This is a genomic window from Cellulomonas sp. EB106-03-03-XG116 (genome assembly GCF_058792015.1).
On sequence record NZ_JBYTEP010000002.1, the window covers coordinates 86104 to 107837 of the forward strand.

General features: G+C 76.0%; 22 protein-coding genes and 1 riboswitch. Of the genes, 4 read left to right on the forward strand and 18 right to left on the reverse strand.

What is annotated here, in order from left to right:
• Positions 1 to 248 precede the first annotated feature (248 nt).
• Entirely contained in the window at positions 249 to 2159 is a 1911-nt protein-coding gene (locus AC3WUG_RS01345) for a penicillin-binding transpeptidase domain-containing protein (RefSeq protein ID WP_492325988.1), read from the forward strand.
• A 173-nt stretch (positions 2160 to 2332) separates the two neighbouring features.
• A riboswitch (cyclic di-GMP riboswitch) is annotated at positions 2333 to 2408 on the forward strand.
• Positions 2409 to 2421: 13 nt separating this feature from the next.
• Complete coding sequence (locus tag AC3WUG_RS01350) at positions 2422 to 2592, forward strand: hypothetical protein (protein ID WP_168216933.1); 171 nt, start codon at positions 2422 to 2424, stop codon at positions 2590 to 2592.
• Between the two features lie 109 nt (positions 2593 to 2701).
• Here AC3WUG_RS01350 and AC3WUG_RS01355 read toward each other — a convergent pair whose 3' ends face one another.
• Positions 2702 to 5269, reverse strand: coding sequence for a lysylphosphatidylglycerol synthase transmembrane domain-containing protein (locus AC3WUG_RS01355; RefSeq protein ID WP_492325989.1), 2568 nt, complete (start codon positions 5267 to 5269; stop codon positions 2702 to 2704).
• A gap of 190 nt (positions 5270 to 5459) precedes the next feature.
• Here AC3WUG_RS01355 and AC3WUG_RS01360 point away from each other — a divergent pair, with 190 nt between their 5' ends.
• Positions 5460 to 6065: an HdeD family acid-resistance protein gene (locus AC3WUG_RS01360; RefSeq protein WP_492325990.1), complete on the forward strand. Its 606-nt coding sequence runs from the start codon at positions 5460 to 5462 to the stop codon at positions 6063 to 6065.
• Positions 6066 to 6069: 4 nt separating this feature from the next.
• On the opposite strand, the gene AC3WUG_RS01365 is transcribed toward AC3WUG_RS01360, so the two are convergent.
• The 13 genes from AC3WUG_RS01365 to AC3WUG_RS01425 form a co-directional block, all read right to left on the reverse strand.
• Entirely contained in the window at positions 6070 to 6957 is an 888-nt protein-coding gene (locus tag AC3WUG_RS01365; RefSeq protein WP_492325991.1) for a CPBP family intramembrane glutamic endopeptidase, read from the reverse strand.
• An 89-nt stretch (positions 6958 to 7046) separates the two neighbouring features.
• A complete protein-coding gene (locus AC3WUG_RS01370; protein WP_492325992.1) occupies positions 7047 to 7799 on the reverse strand; it encodes a copper homeostasis protein CutC in 753 nt (250 codons plus the stop codon).
• Positions 7800 to 7923: 124 nt separating this feature from the next.
• Positions 7924 to 10401: a heavy metal translocating P-type ATPase gene (locus AC3WUG_RS01375; RefSeq protein WP_492326084.1), complete on the reverse strand. Its 2478-nt coding sequence runs from the start codon at positions 10399 to 10401 to the stop codon at positions 7924 to 7926.
• A 74-nt stretch (positions 10402 to 10475) separates the two neighbouring features.
• Positions 10476 to 10709: a heavy-metal-associated domain-containing protein gene (locus AC3WUG_RS01380; protein ID WP_492325993.1), complete on the reverse strand. Its 234-nt coding sequence runs from the start codon at positions 10707 to 10709 to the stop codon at positions 10476 to 10478.
• A 32-nt stretch (positions 10710 to 10741) separates the two neighbouring features.
• Entirely contained in the window at positions 10742 to 11023 is a 282-nt protein-coding gene (locus AC3WUG_RS01385) for a metal-sensitive transcriptional regulator (protein ID WP_147794991.1), read from the reverse strand.
• A gap of 92 nt (positions 11024 to 11115) precedes the next feature.
• A complete protein-coding gene (locus AC3WUG_RS01390) occupies positions 11116 to 11484 on the reverse strand; it encodes a type II toxin-antitoxin system PemK/MazF family toxin (protein WP_492325994.1) in 369 nt (122 codons plus the stop codon).
• Positions 11481 to 11756: a hypothetical protein gene (locus AC3WUG_RS01395; RefSeq protein WP_492325995.1), complete on the reverse strand. Its 276-nt coding sequence runs from the start codon at positions 11754 to 11756 to the stop codon at positions 11481 to 11483. Before AC3WUG_RS01395 ends, AC3WUG_RS01390 begins: the two co-directional genes overlap by 4 nt.
• A gap of 69 nt (positions 11757 to 11825) precedes the next feature.
• Complete coding sequence (gene fni, locus AC3WUG_RS01400) at positions 11826 to 12956, reverse strand: type 2 isopentenyl-diphosphate Delta-isomerase (protein ID WP_492325996.1); 1131 nt, start codon at positions 12954 to 12956, stop codon at positions 11826 to 11828.
• Positions 12953 to 14077 carry a phosphomevalonate kinase gene (locus tag AC3WUG_RS01405; RefSeq protein WP_492325997.1) on the reverse strand — a complete coding sequence of 375 codons (1125 nt, stop codon included), beginning with the start codon at positions 14075 to 14077 and terminating at the stop codon, positions 12953 to 12955. The genes fni and AC3WUG_RS01405 overlap by 4 nt, the downstream gene beginning before the upstream one ends.
• Positions 14074 to 15069, reverse strand: a complete 996-nt coding sequence (gene mvaD / locus AC3WUG_RS01410) for a diphosphomevalonate decarboxylase (RefSeq protein WP_492325998.1) — start codon at positions 15067 to 15069, stop codon at positions 14074 to 14076. The genes AC3WUG_RS01405 and mvaD overlap by 4 nt, the downstream gene beginning before the upstream one ends.
• Positions 15066 to 16088, reverse strand: a complete 1023-nt coding sequence (gene mvk, locus AC3WUG_RS01415; protein WP_492325999.1) for a mevalonate kinase — start codon at positions 16086 to 16088, stop codon at positions 15066 to 15068. Before mvk ends, mvaD begins: the two co-directional genes overlap by 4 nt.
• Positions 16085 to 17437, reverse strand: coding sequence for a tripartite tricarboxylate transporter permease (locus AC3WUG_RS01420; protein WP_492326000.1), 1353 nt, complete (start codon positions 17435 to 17437; stop codon positions 16085 to 16087). Before AC3WUG_RS01420 ends, mvk begins: the two co-directional genes overlap by 4 nt.
• Positions 17438 to 17534: 97 nt before the next feature.
• Positions 17535 to 17795 carry a hypothetical protein gene (locus AC3WUG_RS01425; RefSeq protein WP_147794986.1) on the reverse strand — a complete coding sequence of 87 codons (261 nt, stop codon included), beginning with the start codon at positions 17793 to 17795 and terminating at the stop codon, positions 17535 to 17537.
• A 226-nt stretch (positions 17796 to 18021) separates the two neighbouring features.
• On the opposite strand from AC3WUG_RS01425, the gene AC3WUG_RS01430 reads away from it, so the two are divergent.
• Positions 18022 to 18915: an SDR family oxidoreductase gene (locus AC3WUG_RS01430; protein ID WP_492326001.1), complete on the forward strand. Its 894-nt coding sequence runs from the start codon at positions 18022 to 18024 to the stop codon at positions 18913 to 18915.
• Between the two features lie 82 nt (positions 18916 to 18997).
• On the opposite strand, the gene AC3WUG_RS01435 is transcribed toward AC3WUG_RS01430, so the two are convergent.
• The 4 genes from AC3WUG_RS01435 to AC3WUG_RS01450 all read right to left on the reverse strand — a co-directional run bounded on the left by AC3WUG_RS01435 (position 18998) and on the right by AC3WUG_RS01450 (position 21659).
• Positions 18998 to 19756 carry a uracil-DNA glycosylase gene (locus tag AC3WUG_RS01435; RefSeq protein WP_492326085.1) on the reverse strand — a complete coding sequence of 253 codons (759 nt, stop codon included), beginning with the start codon at positions 19754 to 19756 and terminating at the stop codon, positions 18998 to 19000.
• On the reverse strand, positions 19753 to 20373 hold the full coding sequence (locus AC3WUG_RS01440) for an L-threonylcarbamoyladenylate synthase (protein WP_492326002.1): 621 nt from the start codon (positions 20371 to 20373) through the stop codon (positions 19753 to 19755). The genes AC3WUG_RS01435 and AC3WUG_RS01440 overlap by 4 nt, the downstream gene beginning before the upstream one ends.
• A 58-nt stretch (positions 20374 to 20431) precedes the next feature.
• Entirely contained in the window at positions 20432 to 21031 is a 600-nt protein-coding gene (locus AC3WUG_RS01445) for a class I SAM-dependent methyltransferase (protein ID WP_492326003.1), read from the reverse strand.
• A gap of 163 nt (positions 21032 to 21194) precedes the next feature.
• The gene (locus AC3WUG_RS01450) at positions 21195 to 21659 is read right to left on the reverse strand and encodes a hypothetical protein (protein WP_492326004.1); all 465 of its coding nucleotides are present in this window, start codon (positions 21657 to 21659) and stop codon (positions 21195 to 21197) included.
• Positions 21660 to 21734: the final 75 nt, after the last annotated feature.

Consider the following 21734-nt stretch of genomic DNA (forward strand, 5'->3'; position numbering starts at 1 on the left):
GGGCTGGTCGGGAGGCGACATCGCACCATTCCAGAGGGGCCGGGGACGATCGTCAACCGCTGCCGCCGCCGGATGCGGCGCGCACAGGACGCGCACAGCACGTCCCCGGATCGGCACGCGGAACGGCCCGTCCGTGCAGGTCGGGATCCCTAGGCTGACGGTGCCGGCGGCGCGTCGCCCCCGGTGAGGCGGCGGACGACGGGGTGAGGCGTGTGAGGTCGGTGCGGGTCGCAGGGGGTCGGGGCGCGGTGCGGCGCGGGGTCGCGGCCGGCGTGGTGCTCGCGCTGGTCGGGGTGCTGGCGGCGTGCTCGGGCGGGCAGGACGACCGGCAGCGGACCGCGGACGCCCTCGCCGACGCGCTCGCCTCGGGCGACTTCGCGGACGTCCCGCTCGACGGGGCCACCGCGGCGGAGGCGGGCGAGGCGCGCACGGCCGCGTACGCGGGCCTGGACCCGTGGCAGCCCGAGGTGGCGGCCGGCGACGTGGTCGCGGCGGCCGACGACGACGCGGCGGCGTCGGTCGAGCTGACCTTCACCTGGGACGTCGGCAGCAGCGCCACCGCCTGGACGTACACGACGCACGCGAACCTGACGAAGGCCGACGACGAGTGGCGCGCCCGCTGGTCGACGATGCTGCTCGCGCCGGACCTGGCCCCGGGCGAGACCCTGCAGGTGCACCGGGTGCAGGCGGAGCGGGCGGACGTGCTCGGGGCCGGGGACGCGGTGCTCGTCGAGTCACGGTCCGTCTTCCGGATCGGCATCGACAAGACCCGGGTCCCGGCCGAGCAGGCGGACGGGGCGGCGCGGGCGCTCGCGGCGGCCCTCGGCCTCGACGCCGAGGCGTACGCGGCCCAGGTCGCCGCGGCGGGGGAGAAGGCGTTCGTCGAGGCGATCGTGGTGCGCGAGGACGACCCGGCCTACGACCGCGGCGCGCTGGGCGCCCTGCCGGGCGTCAACATGGTCGCCACCGAGCTGCCGCTGGCGCCGAACCGCGCGTTCGCCCGGCCGGTGCTCGGGACGGTCGGCCAGGCGACCGCCGAGATCGTGGAGGGCTCGGACGGCGCCGTCGTCGCCGGCGACCTCACGGGCCTGAGCGGCCTGCAGGCGCAGTTCGACGAGCAGCTCCGTGGCGAGCCGGGGCTGACGGTCGTCGCGACCGCGGGAGGCGCGCAGGAGCGCGAGCTGTTCCACGTGGAACCGCAGGTGGGCGCGCCGCTGCGCACGACGCTCGACCCCGCCGTCCAGCAGGCCGCGGAGGACCTGGTCGCCACCGTGACGGGCAGCGCCAGCGCGATCGTGGCGATCCGGCCGTCCACCGGCGACGTGCTCGCCGCGGCGAGCGGCCCGGGCGGCGGCGGGATGTCGACCGCCACGCTCGGCCTGTACGCACCCGGGTCGACGTTCAAGGTCGCGACGTCGCTGGCGCTGCTGCGCGCCGGGCTGACGCCGGACAGCACCGTCACCTGCCCGGAGACCGCCACCGTCGACGGCCGGTCGTTCCAGAACTACCCGGGGTACCCCGCGGACGCGCTCGGCGACATCACGCTGCGGACGGCGGTCGCCGAGTCGTGCAACACCGCGTTCCTCACGGCGGCGGACGTGGCGCCGCAGGAGGCGCTCGCGGCCGCGGCGGAGGCGCTCGGCCTGGTGGCGGGCGCCGACCTCGGCTTCGCGGCGACGCTCGGCGAGGTGCCGGCCGAGGCGACCGGCGGCACCGACCACGCCGCGTCGATGATCGGCCAGGCCCGGGTCCAGGCGACGCCGCTCGGCATGGCGACGGTCGCGGCGTCGGTGGCGGCGGGCGCGCGGGTCACGCCGCGGCTCCTGCTGGACGCGGCGGGGGAGACCGCGACGCCCGCGCCGGAGGCCGCGCAGCCGCTGACGACCGCCGAGGCCGACGCGCTGCGGTCGATGATGCGGGCCGTCGTCACGGAGGGCGGCGGCGACTTCCTCCAGGACGTCCCCGGCCCCGAGGTCATCGCGAAGTCGGGCACGGCGCAGTACGGGTCGGGGGACGACCTGCAGAACCACGCGTGGATGATCGCGGCGCAGGGTGACGTCGCGGTCGCGGTGTTCGTCGAGACCGGCGACTTCGGTTCGACGACCTCGGGGCCGCTGCTGGAGTCGTTCCTGCGGGCGGTGGCGGTGCCAGCCGCCTGAGAAACGATGCGTGACCTGCGCACTCACCGGAATGCGCCGTCCGGCGGACCGGGTGCGCGCCCTCCGCGCGTTTTGTCCGCTTTGGCCCGAGTGGGTGAAATGCGCGTTCTGGGTGGACCGTTCGCCTCCGCCCCCTTCCGCTCGGCCCGGCGCCGGGCCTACAGTCGCCGTGTCAGCGACAAGGGCAAACCCTCCGCGAGGAGGGGACGCAAAGCCACGGGACCCCCGCAGGTCAGCCGGGCTGCCGAACGAAGGATCTGCCATGGAACAGCGCGGCTTCTACGAGCCGGCCGAGCGTGAGGGCTCCGACCTCCGCTCCGACGTGACGGGGCGCAGCGCCACGCGCCTGTCCTCCTGGTCCCGCATCGCGGCGACCCTCGCCACGCACGGGGACCTGGTGCCCGCGCAGCGCGAGTGCACCTCCGCCTCCTGATCGCACGCCCCACGGGCGCCCGCGCCGCCGCGCGCCGGGCGCCCGTCGGCGTGCCCGGGGGCCGGTGGCCGCGCCCGGGGCGTCCGGGCGGAGGGCCCGGGAGGGGACGTCAGAGCTCGCCGACGCGCTGCATGTACCGCATCGAGGCCCAGCCGACCGGGATGCGCAACCAGTAGGTCAGCACGCGGAACAGCACCGCGACCGAGGTGGCGACGCCGGGGTTCACGCCGACGACGGTCAGCGCGCCCGCGAGCGCGATCTCGGTGGTGCCGATGCCGCCCGGGGTCGGGGCGATCGAGCCGGCGGTGTTGCCGGCCAGGTAGACGATGGCGACCTGCACCAGCGACAGGTGCTGGTTGAACGCCAGCAGGCAGACCTCGAACGCGAGGATGTAGCCGAACGTCGTGATGAGGTTCCCGGCGAGGCCCACCGCGAGCCGGAACGGCTGCCCGACCACCTCGATGAGCCGGGGCCAGGTCTGCTGCACCGTCGGCAGCGTCTTCGCGGCCACCCACTGCCGCACCTTCGGCACGAGCAGCGCGGCGCCGACCAGCGCCGCGAGCGCGCCGATCACGACGACCACCGTCGGGGACACCGTGAACCGCTCGAGCTGGTTCGTCCCGGAGGCCACCGACAGGACCAGCAGCATGGGCAGCGTCACGACGAAGTGCGACACCTGCACGAGCGCCACGGTCGCCGTCGCCAGCGAGGTCGAGGTGCCGCGGCGGGTCAGCAGCCGCAGGTTGATCGCGGCCGGCCCGATGCCCGCGGGCGCGGCGAGCGCCACGAACGTCGACGCCGACTGCGCGACCGAGGCGCGCCACAGCGACAGCTTGACGGGGGAGAACGCCACCAGCGACAGCGCCGCCCCGAACAGGGTCGCCATGCCGAGCAGGAACGCCAGCACGCTCAGCCGCCAGTCGGTCGTCGACAGCGCGTCGAGGATCGTCTGCAGGTTGATCGACGTCAGCAGGATGATGACGGCGGCCGTGGTGAGCAGGATCGTCAGCACCGCGCGCGCGCCGAACCGGACCAGCTGGACCGGCTCGACGTCGGCCTCGGGCAGCCGCGCCACCAGGGCGGACCGGAGCTCGGCGAGCACCTCCTTGTGCGCGCGCAGCTCCTCGCGGGTGCGGCGCGGGAGCGTGATGGTCTGCAGCAGCGGGCCGATCGCGGCGATGTCGCCCTCCGGCAGCACCGCCACGGCGGACTCCAGGGCGCGGGCGGGCCCGACGCGGAGCGCCAGCAGCGCGACCATCTGGGTCCGGTCCATGCGCTGCGCGAGCTCCGAGGAGGCGACGTCGCCCTGGTCCCAGCCGACCAGCCACACCGTCGGGTCGTCCGGGCCGTCGGCGACCAGGATCACGTCGCTGGTCAGCGCGCGGTGCGCGAGCCCCGCCTCGTGCGCCGTGCCGAGCTGGCCCCAGATCGCGCGCAGGACGTCGTCGGTGATCACCTCGGGGTCGAGGTCCGCGAGGGAGGTCGCGGCCGGCACCGGGTCCTGCACGAGCAGCATCGACGAGTCGGCCTCGGCGATGCCGCGCAGGGCGGGGTTGCGGACGCCCGCCGCGGTCGCGGTGTACGACAGCAGCGCGGCGCGCTCCGCGGCCTGCCGCAGCGACACGACCGACCGCCCGTCCAGGCCGCGCAGCCGCAGGGACCGCCACAGCCGGCTGAGGAAGCCGATCACCTGGCGGTCGCCGTCGAGCACGAGCACGTCCAGCTCCTGGCCGTCCTCGGTGACCATCTCGTACGCGCGGTGCTCGGCGTACCGGACCGCGGCCCGCGCGCCCGCGCTGGGGGCGACGGCGGGGGTCCCCGGGGTCGCCTGCAGCGCCGCGGGGCGGTGGTCGGCGACGTCCGCCGCGTCGTCGTCCTCGTCGGGCACCCGCACCAGGACGCGCGGCTCCCAGCCCGCGCGGCGCACGCCGGCGAGCAGGCTCGCGCCGTACGCCCGCTCGGAGCGGACCCCCGAGACGTACCGGACCGCGAGGCCGGAGGCGCGGCCGAGCAGCAGCGCGACCGCCACGCCCGGCAGGGAGGCGCCCGCGGTGATGACCATGACGCCCACCGCGACCCAGACCAGGTTCCACGACCAGGAGACGGTCCGGCGGCGGGTGCGCGGGCCGGTCGCGGTCAGCAGCCCGGCGATGAGCGCGAGGTACTCGGGGATCGACAGCGTGAGCTGCCCGTTCAGGCGCACCGACAGCCCGGCGACCAGCTGGTCCGACCCGAGGTGGTCGACGAGCCACGCCACGCCCGCCGCCGCGAGGACCGCGACGATCGCGGCGATCGAGGCCTCGACCATCTGCCGGCCGAGCCGGCGCAGCGCCAGCTCGGCGAGCACCGCGATCGGCACCAGGTAGGTGACGACGGTCTCGAGCAGCGTGACCGGCACGACGAGGATCTGCCGGAGCAGCGACGCGAAGCCCTGGACGTCCTCGGCGACGCCGGACGTCGTGTTGTGCGCGTACGTCGCGAGCGCCATGACCGCGACGGCGCCGACGAGGCTCAGCACCACGCCCAGCAGGTCGCTCGGGTGGTGCACGCGGACCGCGGGGGTGTCGAGCACCTGCGGGCGGCCGAGCCCGTCCAGCGGCACCCGCGTGCGCGCGCTCGTGGCGGGCCCGTCGGGTCGACCGGGCGCCGCCGGCGCGCTGGTCGAGGCGTCGGGCATGGTCGCGAGTCTAGGCAGCGCGGGTCGCCCCTCGTGGCCGCTGCGTGCGTGCCGTGCGGATTCCGTCCGGGAGGATGACCCGCTCCGGGCGCCGTCTCCGTCGCGAGGATGACCCCCGGGGACTAGCGTGACCGGCGAGGACGCCGCCGGACGGGCGGCGGCCGGACCGCTCGACGACCGGGAGGCGCGCGTGGCTCAGGACGTGGAGGGCCGGGTCGCGGCGGCGCTGCGGTCGGTCTGGTGGCTGCCGGTGCTCCGGGGCGTGCTGATGATCGTGCTCGGCCTGCTGCTGCTGGTCGAGCCGCTCGGCACCCTCGTCGCGCTCGTCTGGGTGTTCGGCGTGTTCGCCGTCGTGGACGGGGCCGTCGTGCTGATGCAGGCGCTGCTCGCGCGCGGCCGGCCCGGGTTCGGCTGGCTGGTCGCCGAGGGCCTGGTCAGCATCGGGTTCGGCGCGCTCATCATGCTGTGGCCCGACGTCACCGCGCTGGTGCTGTTCTACCTGCTCGCGCTCTGGGTGCTGGTGCTCGGGGTGACCGCCGTGGTCGTCGCCGTCACGCAGTACCGTGCCCGCGACCTGGCGTGGTCCGGGACGCTGGTGTTCGGGCTGATCGGGTTCCTGTTCGGCCTGCTGCTGGCGATCAAGCCGCAGGGCACCGTCGACGTGATCCTCACCGTGTACGGGCTGTTCGCGTTCGTCGCGGGCGTGGTCATGCTGGTGTCGGGGTTCGCGACCCGGTCGCTCAGCCGGCAGCTGGCGGCGGGCGGCCGGGCGGCGGCCGGGTCGACGCCTCTCTGAGGCGTCAGCGGATCCCGAGCGCCTCGCGCCACGCCGCCGGGATCAGGGCGTAGCCCACGAACGCCACGACGTCGAGCACCGTGTGCGCCACCACGAGCGGCATGGTGCGCCGCTTCCGCCGGTAGTACTCGGCGAACACCAGGCCCATGACGACGTTGCCGAGGAACGGGCCGATGCCCTGGTACAGGTGGTACGAGCCGCGCAGCACCGCCGAGGTCACGAGGATCGCGGGCGTCCGCCAGCGCAGCTCCCGCAGCCGCTCCATCAGGTAGCCGACGACGACCACCTCCTCGAGCAGGGCGTTCTGCAGCGCGGAGAGGATCAGCACCGGGACGGTCCACCACGCGGCGTTCAGCGCGGCGGCCTGCACCTCGACCGTGATGCCGACCGCCCGGCCGACGACGTACAGCGCGAGGCCGGGCAGCCCGATCAGCGCGGCGAGCCCGAACCCGACGCCCAGGTCCCGGCCGGGCCGCGACCCGTCCAGGCCGATCCGGCGGGTGGCGCTCCGCCCGTTCGCCGACAGCAGGTACAGCGCCAGCGCCACCGGCACCAGGGCGAACCCGATCGACAGCAGCTGGTACGTCAGGTCGAGGTACGGGCGGGCGGAGCGGCTGGCGTTGAGCGTGGCGCTCTGCGACGCGAGCGGGGTGCCCGCGGTGAGCCGCGCGGCGATGTTGACCACCGCGTACACGGCCGACTGGCCGAGGGACAGGCCGAGGACGATCCAGATCTCGGCCGTCAGGCGGCGGCGCCGGGCGCGCTCGGAGACCGGCGGGGCGCCGGCGGGCTGCGGCGCGTCCGGGGTGGCGGCGGCGACGCCCCCGGGTGCGGTGGCGCCGGACGCGTCCGGGGCGGGCTCGGCGGGCGGGCGCGGGTCGCGGGCGGTCACGCCCGGCAGCGTAGGCCCCGCCGCTGACCGTCGCCTGGACGTCGACTGAGCGGGGCACCGTGTGCTCGCGGCGGCCGCCTCGTGCGGCGTCAGGCGCGGGCGATCGCCGCGGCCGCCTGGGCGACGACCTCCGGGTCCGTGACCGTCCAGCCACCCGCGGAGCCCCCGCCGCCGGGGCCGCCGTCGCCGGCCACCACCCGGCTCGCGGACAGGTGCACGGCGTCCACGCCGGCCGCGACCAGCGCGCCGACGTCGACGGGGCGCACGCCGCCGCCGGCCATGACCTGGACGGCGCCCGCGGTGTGCTCGACCATCGCGGCCAGCCGGCGCACGCCGTCGATGCTCCGGGCCTCGCCGCCCGAGGACAGCACCCGGGTCACGCCCGCGGCGGCGAGGGCGTCCAGCACGGCCAGCGGGTCCGCCACGGAGTCGACGGCCCGGTGGAACGTCACCTCGCGGCCGTCCGCAGCCGCGACCAGCGCGTCGAGCGCCTTCTCGTCCACGCGGCCGTCCGCGGTGAGGGTGCCGACCACGACGCCGTCGACGCCGAGGCCGACCGCCGCACGGACCTCGCGGACCTGGACCTCGAGCTCGTCGGCGTCGTAGACGAAGGGGCCCGGCCGGGGCCGGACCAGCACGTGCACGCCCGTCGGGGCGGCGCCGCCTGCGGCGCGGGCCTCGCGCTCGGCGACCAGCGCGGCGAGCAGGCCGGCGCCCGGGGTGAGCCCGCCGGTCGCGGCGAGCGCGGCGCACACCTCGACGCGCGCGGCCCCGGCGTCGGCGGCCACGCGGTAGCCCGCCAGGTCCTGGACGGCGATCTCGAGGACGGGACGGGTCGGCACGGGCTGCTCCTCCGGGGCCGGGGCGGCGGTCGGTGCTGACGGTAGCGCCTCGACGCGGGCCGGCCCCGGGACGTCCGGAAGAACGCCCCGGGGCCGGGTGCGGTGGGCGGCTGCGCGGCCGCGGTCAGGCGAACCGGCGCAGCCGGAGCGAGTTCGCGACCACCAGCACCGACGAGAACGCCATGGCCGCGCCCGCGATCATCGGGTTGAGCAGGCCGAGCGCCGCGAGCGGGATCGCCGCGACGTTGTACGCGAACGCCCAGAACAGGTTCTGCTTGATGACCCGCAGCGTGCGGCGCGCGAGCCGGACCGCCTGCGGGGCGGACCGGAGGTCGCCGCGGACGAGGGTCACGTCGGCGGCCTCGATGGCCACGTCCGTGCCGGTGCCCATCGCGAGCCCCAGGTCCGCGGTGGCGAGCGCCGCGGCGTCGTTCACGCCGTCGCCGACCATCGCGACCCGCCGGCCCTCGCCCTGCAGCCGACGGACCACGTCCACCTTGTCGGCGGGCAGCACCTCGGCCACGACGTCCGCCTCGGCGATCCCGACCGCCCGGGCCACCGCGCGGGCGGCGCCCGCGTTGTCGCCGGTCAGCAGGACCGGGCGCAGCCCGAGGGCTCGGAGGTCCTCGACGGCGCGCCGCGAGCCCTCCTTCACCGGGTCGCGCAGCACGAGCACGCCGCGCGCGGCGCCGTCCCAGGCGACCAGGACGGCGGTGGCTCCGTCGGCCTCGGCGGCGGCGAACCGCGCGCCCAGGTCGGCGTCGGCGGGGACCCCCTGCTCGGCCAGCCACGTGGGCCGGCCGACCAGGACCCGCCGGGACAGCCCGACGCCGGCGTGCGCCGCGCGGACGACGCCGCTCACGCCGCGGCCGGCCTCGGCGCGGAACTCGTGCACCTCGTCGGTGCCGATCCCGAACCCGTCGCCGCCGACGCCCGCCGCCTCCGGGGCGAGCCCGGTCGCGGCCTCGGCGACGGCGCGGGCGATGGGGTGCTCGGCGAGCGCCTCGACGGCGCCGGCGTACCGGAGCACCTCCCGCTGCGCGGCGGTGCGGGCCGGGCCGTCGGCCCCCGGCCGGTCGGCGTCACCGGGGGTCAGCACGTCCACGAGCGCCATGCGGCCCTCCGTGACGGTGCCGGTCTTGTCGAGCACCACGGTGTCGACCGCGCGGGTCTGCTCGAGGATCTCCGGGCCCTTGATGAGCACGCCGAGCAGCGCCCCGCGACCGGTCCCGACGAGCAGGGCCGTGGGGGTGGCGAGCCCGAGGGCGCAGGGGCAGGCGATGATCAGCACCGCGACCGCGGCCGTGAACGCCGTCTGCGCGGACGCGCCGGACAGCAGCCAGACGGCCAGGGTGCCGACCGCGAGCACGAGCACGATCGGCACGAACACCGCCGAGATCCGGTCCGCCAGGCGCTGCACCGGCGCCTTGCCGGTCTGCGCGGCGGCGACGAGCCGGCCGATCTGGGCCAGCCGGGTGTCCTCGCCGACGCGCGTCGCCCGGACGACCAGGTGCCCGCCCGTGTTGATCGTCGCGCCGGTCACGTCGTCACCCGGGCCGACGTCGACGGGCACGGGCTCGCCGGTCAGCAGGCTGGTGTCGACGGCGCTGGTGCCGGAGACGACCACGCCGTCCGTGGCGACCTTCTCGCCCGGGCGCACGGCGAACTCGTCGCCCACGCCGAGCCGGTCCACGGGGACGCGCTGCTCGGTGCGCCGGCCGTCGGGGCCGGTCACGAGGAGCGCGACGTCCTTGGCGCCGAGGTCGAGCAGCGAGCGCAGGGCGTCCCCCGCCCGGCGGCGCGAGCGGTGCTCGGCGTACCGGCCGGCCAGCAGGAACGTCGTGACGACGGCCGCGACCTCGAAGTACAGCTCGGGCATGTGCGCGCCCATGCCGTCGTCGGCGGCGGGCCAGAGCGTCGGCGTCATGGTCATGCCGAGCTCGCCCGCGCCGCCGAGCAGCAGCGCCCACAGCGACCAGCCGGTCGCCGCCACGATGCCGATCGAGACGAGCGTGTCCATCGTCGACGCGCCGTGCCGGGCAGCCCGGACCGCGGCGCGGTGGAACGGCCAGGCCGCCCAGGTCGCGACCGGGAGCGCGAGCGCGGTGACCAGCCACTGCCAGCCGGTGAACTGCCACGCGGGCACCATCGACAGCAGCAGCACCGGGACCGTCAGGACGGCCGCGACGCGGAGCCGGCGGCGCAGGTCGGTGCCGCGCGCGTCCGTCGGGGCGGAGGTGTCCTCGTCGGGGTCCATGTCGTGGCCCGGCGCCATGCTGTGGCCGGACAGCGCGTGCTCGGTCGGGTCCATGCCGGCCATGTCGTGCCCGGCGTGCTCCGCCCCGTGGCGCGCGGCCGTGCCGTGCGCGGCACGCTCGGCCGTCGCCGTCGGTGCGGTCAGGTCGCGGCTCCCGGTCACCGTCGCGTCGTACCCGGCTGCGCGCACGGCGGCGACCAGCGCGTCGACGTCCGGCGTGCTGCCGTCCTCGGCGGGGGACACCTCGACGTGCGCGCTCTCGAGCGCGAGGTTCACGGTCGCCCGTGCGCCGGGGACGCGGTTGAGCCGCTTCTCGACGCGCGCGACGCAGGAGGCGCAGGTCATGCCCTCGACGGCGAGGTCGACGGTACCGACCGGGGCGACGGGCAGGTCGGCGGTGGTGCGCGGGTCGTCGGCTGTCACAGCAGCGACTTCCGCGGGGTGACGGCGTAGCCGGCCTCGTCGACGGCGGCGGCGATCGCCTCGTCGGTCAGCGGCGCGTCCGAGGTGACGGTGACGGGCGACGACCCGCCGGCGACCAGGTCGACCTGCACGTCGGTGACGCCGGGCAGCGCGGTGAGCTCCTCGGTGACGTGGCGGACGCAGTTGCCGCAGGTCATGCCGTCGACGGAGAAGCGGGTGGTCTGGCTCATGGTGGTTCCTCTCGCGGTGCGGGTCGGGGGGATCAGGAGCGGACGAGCCGGGCAATGGCCTCGGAGGCCTCGCGGACCTTCTCGGCGCCGGCCTCCTCGGACTGCCGGGCCGCGTCGACGACGCAGTGGCCCAGGTGGTCCTCGACGAGGCCGATGCTCACGGCCTGCAGCGCCTTGGTCACGGCGGCGACCTGGGTCAGGACGTCGATGCAGTAGACGTCCTCGTCGACCATGCGCGCGATGCCGCGCACCTGACCCTCGATGCGCTTGAGGCGCTTGAGGTAGTCGTCCTTGTCGCCGCTGTACCCGTGCATGTCCGCTCCCTCCGGGCGAGGCGCGACCGCACCCCGTCAGGAGAGCAACGCTATACCCCCTGGGGGTATTCCGCCGGGACCGAGGTCCCCGGTCAGCCGAGGGCGAGGAAGTCGCGGAGGTACACCGCCACGGCCGCCGTCGTGGCGTCGTCGGCGTAGCCGGCCCTCCCGGTGATCCGGGCCCGGTCGATCGCCCGGACCTGCTCGGTCATCGCCCAGCTCGGCGCGGGCAGGCGGAGTGCGCCCCGCACCGGGACGTGGTTCGGCCATCCCCGGTGCGCGGTGGTGAGAGGCACGACGACGACCAGGGTGGTGACGACGCGGAGGTACGGCTCGGACGCCACGACCAGCACCGGCCGGTGCCCGTCCTGCTCCCGGCCCCTGACGGGCCCGAGCGCGGCCCACACCACCTCGCCGGGGACGGTCGCCACGTCCGCGGCTCCCGCCGCGTCCGGCGTCATCGGGCGTCGTCCTGCCCGGCTCCGTAGGGCGGCTCGTCGGCCAGCCCGTCCGCCGCGGTGGTGTCCCAGAGCGCGACCTCCCGGCGGTACGAGTCCAGCTGCTCGGTCGGCGTCTGCGCCATCGCCTCGCGCATCGCGGCGAACCGCTGGTCCCGGAGCCACCGCTCGAACAGCAGCTCGACGAACGACCCCGCCGTCACGCCCTGCTCGCGCGCGGCGCCGTTGATCCGGTCCCGCAGGTCCGAGTCGATCTTGATCGTCGTCATGGTCATGCGCCGAGGATACGATCGGTATACCGGGGGCGGAAGACGCACCTCCCGGGCCGGGGGACCGCCGGCGGGCTAGAGGCCGCTGCGGCGGGCGAAGCCGCGGGCGTCGACGCCGCGGAGGTCGCAGAACTCGCGCACCGGACCGGTCAGCAGCAGGTCCACGTGCCGGAGGTCGGCGACGGTGCGGGCGCCGAGCAGCGTCATGATGTCGCCGACCTGGGTGAGCCAGGACTCGATGCGGGCGACGAGGGCCGCCTCGCCGTCGGTCAGCAGCGTGCGGAGGAACCCGCCGGCGACGCCGACCGCCGTGGCGCCGAGCGCCAGCGCGCGCACGACGTCGAGCGGGTGACGCACGCCGCCGGACGCCAGGAGGTCGACCCCGTCGACCGACGAGGCGTCGAGCAGACCCTCGACGGCGGACTGGCCCCACGAGGCCAGGTAGTCCATGCCGCCGTCGGTGCGGCGGGCGGACTCGATGGCGGTGAAGTCGGTGCCGCCGCGGCCGGAGACGTCGACGGCCGCGACGCCGAGGTCGCGCAGCCGCTCGACGGTGCCGCGGCTCATGCCGGCGCCGACCTCCTTGACGACCACGGGGACGTCCACGCCGTCGACGATGGCCGCGATGTTGTCGGCCCAGCGCGTGAAGTCGCGGTCGCCCTCGGGCATGACGATCTCCTGCGCCGGGTTCACGTGCACCTGGAGGCCGTCGGCGCCGAGGATCTCGACGGAGCGGCGCGCCTGGGCGGGCGTGAGGTTGGCGTTGACGTTCGCCAGCACGAAGCCGTCGGGGTTGAGGTCGCGCAGCACCCGGAACGACGGGATCGCCGCGGGCTCGCGGTGCAGGATGCCCGTCGAGCCGGACCCGATGGGCACGCCGGTCTCGCGCGCGGCGATCGCGAGGGCGCGGTTGATGGTCGCGGTGTGCGCGGTGCCGCCGGTCATGCCGTTGATGTAGAGCGGCACCGGCCAGTCCAGCACCCGGCCGGTGGTCCGCAGGGTGACCTGCGCCCGGTCGCCCGCCGCGAGCGGGTGGTTCATGGGGCGGACGTGGTCGAAGTCGCTCGGGCCGGGCTCGGCGTGCTGGGCGACGGCGAGGCGGACGTGGTCGTCCTTGCGGCGCGCGTCCTGCTCGGCCGGCGTCGCCACGTCGGCGTCGGCGACGGGCTGGTCCTGGCCCGACAGGGGGACGTCGTCGCGGGTCATCGCACGTCCTCCCTGTCGCACGGCTGCTGCACCCGCAGGGACAGGTGCCGCACGTCGGACAGCGCCCAGTCCCGCAGCATCGGCTCCAGGTCGGTGTCGGCGTCGACCAGCACGATCCCGCAGTCGCCGCCGCCCGCGCCGGACGACTTGGCGGCCGCGCCCACGCTCTCGGCCGTCTCGCACAGCGTCCGCAGCGCGGGGGTCTCGATGTCGACGCCGGCGGCGCGGGCGAGCGAGGTGAGCAGCCCGCGCGCGCGGTGGATCTGCGCCTTGGCGGCGGCGGCGTCGTCGCGCTCGATGGCGTCGGCCAGCGCATCCACGCACTCCCGGGAGGCGGCGAGGAAGTCGGGGTAGTGGGCCTCGGCGGCGCCCTTGCGGGACTGCATGCGCTCGACCAGCCGGGTGGTCGACGCCGGGACGCCGGTCCACCCCACGACCAGGCGCATCGTGCGGGGGGTCGGCAGCCGGCGCACGGACAGGCCCGGCCAGTCGGCGTCGAGGAGCGCGGACAGCGGCCGGAGCGCGCCCGAGGACTCCGCGGCCGCCTGGGCGGTGCGCAGCCAGTCGCGGTCGAGCGCGGCGTACCGGATCCACCCGCCGTACAGGCTCGCCGCGACGTCGCCGCCGGAGCCCATCGGGTTCACCGCGACGGTCGCCAGCAGCGCCAGGCGGAGCAGCCGGTCGGTCGGCAGGTCGAGCGCGTAGAACCGGTCGAGCGCGCGCACGGTCGCGGCGGTGACGGCCGCCGACGACCCGAGGCCGAACTTCCGGCCGGACTGGTCGTCGAGCTCGGAGGTGATCGTGATGTCGTAGAAGCCGAGCTCGCGGCCCTGCTCCGCGGCGAACCGCTCCACGACGTCGATCGCCGCGAGCACGTAGTCGAACGGGCGGCTGTCGTGGTCGAGCACGACCCGGCCGCCGTCCCGCCGCCAGACGACGGGCAGCCGGCCGTACTGGTCGGACGCGATGGACCCGGCGCCCTCGGCGCGGGCCAGCCGCACGGTCACGTGCCGGTCGACGGCGACGAGCACCGCGGGGTACCCCGCCTCGACGACGGCGTACTCGCCCGCGACGAACAGCTTGCCGGGGGCGCTGACCTCGATGGCGTCGGGCGCGGTCACGCGGCACCTCCGGTCGTCACGCGCAGGTCCGGCCCGGGGCGGGCGGTCACCACGCGGCGGGTGCCGCCCTCGGACAGCGCCCCGGCGACGGCGGCCAGGTGGCGCCCGGCGCACAGCACCTTGACGTTCGGTCCCGCGTCGATGGTCGCCCAGCAGGGCAGGCCGTCGGCGCGCAGCGCCTGCACCTGGTCGAGCACGCCGACGGTGTGCGCGGTCCAGTACCGGACCGGCGGGCGCGCACCGAGCATCGTCGCGTGCATCCGCAGGGCGTTCGACTCGGCCAGCGCGCCCAGGGTCGGCAGGTCGCCGGCGCGCACGGCGTCGAGCATTAGCGCGACGTCCACCTCGGTCGACTCGGTCCAGGACGGGAAGAACGGGGAGGTCTCGACGGTGCGGCGCATGGCCTCGCGCGACGAGATCGACTTGGGGCCGGCGTCCAGCACGACCACCGCCATCGCCGGGTCGAGCGCGCCGCCGGCCTCGCCGCCGGGGACGGGCTCCGCGAACGACGACGCGTCGTCGGTGCCGGCGTGCCACACGACGAGGCCGCCGAACACCGAGCGCGCCGCCGAGCCGGAGCCGCGGCGGGCCAGCCGGGACAGCGCGCGGGGGTCGAGGTCCAGCCCGTACGCGGCCGAGGCGGCCCCGGCGAGCGCGGCGAACCCGCTCGCGGACGAGGCCAGGCCCGCGCCGGTCGGCACGGTCGACACCGAGGTGACCGACGCGTGCACGGCGGACCCGGCGAGCGAGCGCACCAGGTCGAGGAACCGCCGGACCCGGACGAGCTCACCGTCGGACATCGGCCGGCCGTCGAGGGTGCCGGTGTCCTCGGTCGCGGCGGGGTCGGGCGTCACCGTGGTCGTGGCGTGGAACGCGTCGAGCGTCAGCGACAGGCTGGACGTCGCGGGCAGCGCCAGGGCCTCGTCGCGCTTGCCCCAGTACTTGGCGAGCGCGATGTTCGCGTGCGCGACGGCGGTCGCGGAGTCAGTCATCCGAGGGGCACCTGGGCGGAGGGGGCGACGGGGCGCCGCGCGTCGGTCCGGTGCAGCCACGTGCGCGCCGCTCCCGCGCGGCGCAGGGCAGCGGCGATCGTACCAGCGGAGGCGGCGTCGGCCGCGAGCGCCAGCATGCATCCGCCCTGGCCACCGCCGGTGAGCTTGGCGCCCAGGGCGCCGGCCGCGAGGGCCGCGCCGACCAGGCGGTCCAGCTCGGGGGAGGAGACGCCGAGCTCCGCGAGGGCGCCGTGCGCGCGGGTCATCCGGGCGCCGAGCTCCGTGGGGCGGTCGAGGGCCAGGTCGTCGACGACGTCCCGGGTGATGGCGCCGAGCTCCGCGATCAGCTCCGCGCCCCGCGCGGGGTGCCGGTCCCGGAACGACCGCACGTCGGCGACCGCGACCCGGGTCCGCCCGTGCACGCCGGTGTCGGCGACGACGAGGTGCGCGCGCAGCGCGAGGTCGAGCGGCCGGATCTCCCCGGCCTGGAACCACACGGGCTCGGTGGAGGCGGTGGTGCGGGCGTCGAGCCCGCTGGGGTTGCCGTGCGCGACCCGCTCGCCGACCTGGACCAGGTCGAAGTGCTCCTGCGGCGTCAGGGTGCGCCCGGCGAGGTCCGCCAGCGCGAGCGCGAGCGCCCCGGCGGTGGCGGCGCTGGAGCCGAGCCCGCGGGCGGCGGGGATGGTCGACTCGGTGGACAGCACGACGTCCCGGTGCGGCAGGCCCAGGTGGTCGAGCGTGGCCTCGACGGCGGCGACCGGGGCGGCGAGCTGCTCGGGGGCGTCGGACAGCGCGCCGGAGTAGAGCACGGACTCGAGCGCCAGCGGGCCCTCCTCGCGCCGGGCGACGGCGCGCATCGGCAGGCTGGCCAGCGGCAGCGCGATGGCGGGCTCGCCGTACACGACGGCGTGCTCGCCGACCAGGATCGCCTTCGCGCGGGTGTGCCCCGTCCCGGTGGCGCGCGGGGCGCCCGGGCCGGTGCTGCGCGGGTTCGAGCTCGAGATGGTCCGACTCCTCACATCAGGTGCGCCACGAACCACGGGGCCGCGTACAGCGACATGAACTGCACCCCGAAGTTGACGCCCAACCGGTTCAGCGTGCCGCAGGTCAGCCCGACCAGCAGCACGGCGAAGACGTTGACGAGCCCCGCGTCCAGGTAGGCGAGGAGCAGGACGAACACGATGAACAGCGCCAGCACGGCCTCGTGCGGCACGTACCGGGTCACCAGCGCGGTGAGCCGGAACGAGTACCGGACCGCCAGCACGTAGGACAGCACCAGCGCGAGCGCGCCGCCGACCACGACGGCCACCACGAACTGCGACGTCGACAGCAGCTGGTGCAGGTTGTTGTCGAGGGTCAGCACGGGCGGCGCGTTGAACAGCGCGTTCGCGGGGCCGACGGCGACCGGGGACAGCGGCAGCCCGACCGCGAGCAGCGGGATGATCACGCCGGCCAGGTAGGTCGAGTGCGCGAGCGCGGCCATCGAGGTGATCGCCCGGGACGACCGCTCGACGGGCTGCTGGGCGCGGGCGCCGGACGCCTCGCCCATGAGGAGGGTCAGCGCGACCGGGCTGAGGAAGAACAGCGGCGTCGACGCGGCGGACACCGTCGCGGAGGCCCCGAGCTCGGCGCGGGTCAGCAGCCGGCGCGGGCTGAGCGGCGCGCCCTTGAGCTCGGACCGCGTGATGACGACCGGCGTCCGGCCGGCGCGGGGGAGCGCGGCGCGCAGCGTCGGGTTGAGCAGCGTGGCCAGGCTGAGCAGCAGCGGGCCGGCGGTGATCGACAGGAAGAACGACACCGTGATCGTGCCGTCCTCGGGCAGCACGCCCGTCTGCCGGTACAGCGCCTGCACGCCCTGGAACAGCAGGCCGAGCGGGACGATCGCCAGCAGCGACAGCACCTTGTTCTTCCCGATCAGCGCCAGGACGACCGCGCCGCCGACGAACAGCAGCGCCCCGTACTCCCGGAGCTGGTCGGCGAACGGCGTGATGGCGCTCGCGATGAGCAGCGCCAGCGGCACCGAGATCAGCGTGCCGACGACCGACCCGGCGGCCATCTTGCGGATCGTCTCCGCCGCCCGGCCCTCCCGCTTGAGCAGCAGGGCGTGGTCGATCATCGGCGCGGACAGCACCCCGCCGGGCAGGCCGACGAGCGCGGTCGGGATCGAGTTCGTCAGGTTGAGGGTCACGACCGCGGCGATGAAGAACGCCAGCACGACCTGCGGGTCGGTGCCCGCCAGGACGAGCGCGAGCGTCACGGGCAGCAGCACCGAGGTCTCGTCGGTGCCGGGGATGAACCCGATCAGCGTGTACAGCGCGACGGCCGCGAGGGCGGCGGCGACCATCGGCAGCAGCAGGGAGAGGTCCACGGAGGTCTTTCGGTGCGGGGCGCCCGTCCGGATGGGTGGCGGCGGGCGCGGCGGCTGGCGCGCGGGGGGTGCGGCGCGCGGCGGGGTGCGGGCGGCGTCAGGCCGGTGGCGGCCCCGCGTCCACGTCCTCGTCGGCCACGATCCGCACGTCCCGCTTGGGCCGGATCAGCGCGACCGCGGCGACGAACCCGACGACGGAGCCGCCGAGGCCCCAGAAGAACTCGGACGAGCCGAGGGCGCGCCCGACGACGACGGCGCCGACCGTCGCGGCGGCGGTGACCGCGAGCGCCAGCAGCAGGTCGCGCATCGACACGCGGTCGCCCCAGATCTCGACGTACTGCTCGTCGCCTTGGCTCACGTTCCTCCTCAGGTCCGGACCGCCACCCTAGGACTCCCGCTGCGGGGAGCCTGTGCTGCGGTTGTGCGCGCGACGTGGACGTGCGGGTCGGAGCGCGGGTGGCCGACGGCCACTGTGGGGTGACCAGGCCCGCGGCGGCAACTCGGGACGACGCGCCGGGAGCCGACACGCCGAGGTTCACCCGCTCCGGTGGCGGTCCGCCGCGGGGTGCGGACGATGGGTGAGCATGAGCGACCAGACGACGCCCCAGGACCCGCAGACCCAGCACCCGGAGCCCGAGCAGCCGGCGCAGAACATCCCGCACCCCGGCCTCACGGACGACATGCAGCAGCAGCCCGACCACGGCGAGGAGTCGTACGTCGGCTCCGGCCGGCTGGAGGGCAAGCGCGCCCTGATCACCGGCGGCGACTCCGGCATCGGCCGCGCCGTCGCCCTGGGGTTCGCCCGCGAGGGCGCGGACGTCGCGATCTCCTACCTCCCGGACGAGGAGGAGGACGCGCAGGAGACGGTCCGGCTGGTCGAGGACGCCGGCCGCCGCGCGCTGACCCTGCCCGGCGACATCCGCGACGAGGCGTTCTGCTCCGAGCTCGTGCAGCGCACCGTGTCCGAGCTCGGCGGGCTGGACGTGCTGGTCAACAACGCGGCCTTCCAGATGTCCCAGGAGAACGGGCTGCTGGACCTCACGACCGAGCAGCTGGACCGCACCTTCAAGACCAACCTGTACGCGATGTTCTGGATCACCAAGGCCGCGCTCCCGCACCTGCAGCCGGGGTCGAGCATCATCAACACCACGTCGGTGCAGGCCTACGAGCCCAGCCCGCAGCTCATCGACTACGCCACCACGAAGGCCGGCATCCTCAACTTCACCAAGGCGCTGGCGCAGCAGGTCGCCGAGCAGGGCATCCGGGTCAACGCCGTCGCGCCCGGGCCGATCTGGACCCCGCTGATCCCCGCGACGATGCCGGCGGAGAAGGTCAAGGAGTTCGGCGCGGACACCCCGCTGGGCCGCGCGGGCCAGCCGGCGGAGCTCGCCCCGGCGTACGTGTTCTTCGCGAGCCAGGAGAGCAGCTACATCACCGGCGAGCGCATCGGCGTGACGGGCGGCCGCTCGCTGGCCTGAGCCCGGTCCGCCGAGGTCGAGCGTTTCCGCCGAGGTCGAGGGTTTCCGACCGGCTCACGCGCCGAAACCCTCGACCTCGGCGTCAGGCGGCCAGGGCGCGGGCGCGGAGCAGGACCGCGTCGAGCATGTCCGGGGTCAGGCGGCCGGTGAAGGTGTTCTGCTGGCTGACGTGGAAGCAGCCCAGCAGGGTCAGGCGCTCGCCGGTGCCGGGGTGGTCGAGCACCTGCTCGGCGCCGTGGCCGAACCGCGGGCGCGGGCGCGGCACCGCCCACCCCTGCTCGGCGAGCGTGCGGAGCAGCGCGTCCCAGCCGAAGGCCCCCAGCACCAGGGCGACCCGCGGGCGCACGATCTCCAGCTCCCGCGCCAGCCACGGCCCGCAGCGGTGCCGCTCCTCGGGCAGCGGCTTGTTGTCGGGCGGAGCGCAGTGCACCGGGGCCGTGATCCGCACCCCCGTGAGGGTCAGCCCGTCGCCGGCGTGCACGGACGTCGGCTGCGACGCCATCCCGACGCGGTGCATGGCGGCGAACAGGAAGTCGCCCGACCGGTCGCCGGTGAACATCCGGCCCGTCCGGTTGGCGCCGTGGGCCGCGGGCGCGAGGCCCACGACCAGCACGGGGGCCTGCGGGTCGCCGAACCCGGGGGCGGGCCGGGCCCAGTACTCCTGGTCCCGGTAGGCGGCGCGCTTCACGGTCGCGACGTGCTCCCGCCACGCGACGAGCCGCGGGCACGCGCGGCACTCGACCACGGCGCCGTCGAGCTCGACGAGGTCGCGCGCGCCGGGGGCGGTGGCGGCGGGGAACCCGGGGTCGTCGGGCAGGTCGGGCGGGACCACGCGCGTCAGGCGAATCGGTCCGGGTCGCCCGCGCCCGCGCGGACCACCTCGGGGTAGCCCTCCGACCAGTCGACGACCGTCGTCGGCTCCGCGGACACCTCGCCGGCCTCGATCACGGCGTCGACCACGTGGTCCAGCTCCTCCTTGACCGTCCAGCCGTCGGTCTGCGGCTCGGTGTCGCCCGGGAGGATCAGCGTCGAGGACAGCAGCGGCTCGCCGAGCTCGTGCAGGATCGCCTGCACCACCCGGGAGTCGGGGATCCGGACGCCGACGGTCTTCTTCTTGGGGTGCGCGAGCCGCCGGGGGACCTCCTTGGTCGCCGGGAGGATGAACGTGTACGGCCCCGGCGTCGCGGCCTTGATCGCCCGGAACGGCGCGTTGTCGAGCCGCACGAGCTGCCCGAGCTGGGCGAAGTCCGTGCACATGAGCGTGAAGTGGTGCTTGTCCGTCAGGTGCCGGATCGCGCGGATCCGCTCGGCGCCGGTGTGGCTCTCCATCCGGCAGCCGAGCGCGTACCCGGAGTCGGTGGGGTAGGCGATCAGGGCGTCGTCGCGCAGCAGCTGCACGACCTGGCCGATCGACCGGGCCTGCGGGTCGTGGGGGTGGACGTCGAAGAACCGGGCCATGCGGACGAGGGTGGCACGCCGCCCGCGCGCCGACCACCCCGGGATCGGCGGCCGCGGCTCAGCCCAGCACCGCCACCAGGAAGTCCGCGTCCGGCCCGAACGGTCGCAGGTCCCAGGTCGCGAACCGGTGCTGCACGACGAACCCCGCGGCCGCGGCGTCGGCGTCGAGCGCCTCGAACGCGTACCCGCGCCCCGCGCCGAACCCGACGACCAGCCGCCCGCCGGGCGTGAGGTGCGCGCGGATCCGCCGCAGCACCTCGGCCTCCGTCCCCGGCGCGACGAACGTCAGCACGTTGCCCGCCATGACCGCCACGTCGAACGGCTCGGCGACGCCCACGGCGGGGAGGTCCAGCTCGGCGAGGTCGCCGACGTGCCAGTCGCCCTCGGGGTGGTCGGCGCGCGCGGCCTCGACGAGCAGCGGGTCGACGTCGACCCCGACGACGGTGTGGCCCCGGAGCGCGAGCTCCCCGCCGACCCGGCCCGGGCCGCAGCCGGCGTCCAGCACGCGGGACCCGCGGGGCACCATCGCGTCGATCATCCGCGCCTCGCCGGCGAGGTCGGCGCCCTCGGCGGCCATCGTGCGGAACCGCTCGACGTACCAGGCGGACCGGTCGGGGTTCTGCCGGCCGATCTGCTCCCACCGGGTGGGCTGGCGCATGACGCTCCTTCGGACGCGGACGACGCGGGCGGCACCGAGCCTAGGGCCGGGCCGCCCCGCCGTCCGGGACCGCCGGGCGTCAGCACGCCGCCTACGCATTCCGGCCCGACCCGCGACGATCGTGGCGGGCGGGGCCGGAGAGCGTAGGTGGGGCCGCCGGGCCTCAGCGGTGGACGGCCTTCGTCGCCTTCCTGGCCGCCTTCGCCCCCGCCTTCTTGGCCGACGACGTCAGGGTGTCGATCAGGTACGACGCCGCGGCGCCCAGGATGACGACGTCCTTCGCGATCCCGACGCCGTCCGGGTTGGGCCGCGGGTCGCCCTCGCCGCGGTGCAGGCCCGGCGTGCGCAGGTACATGCCGACGAGCGCGGCGGAGAACGCGGTGAACCCGGTGGCGACGACGACGCGCGGCAGCACCGGCACGAGCAGCGCGGTGCCGAGGCCGACCTCGGCGGCGGCGAGCCCGGTCGTGAACGTCTTCGGGTCCACGCCGGACAGGAACGGGTACGCGCCGGCCGCGGTGCCGTGCAGGCCCTTCGCGGTCTCCTCGTCGGCACCGAGCTTGTCGAGGCCGGAGTTCAGGATGTACGCGCCGGCGCCCAGGCGCAGCGGCAGGTGGCGGAGCTTCACGCGGTCCTCCTCGGGGGTGAATGGTCCCTCGACGCTACGACCGCGGGCCGCGGCCCGCAGGGCGACGCCTTGACT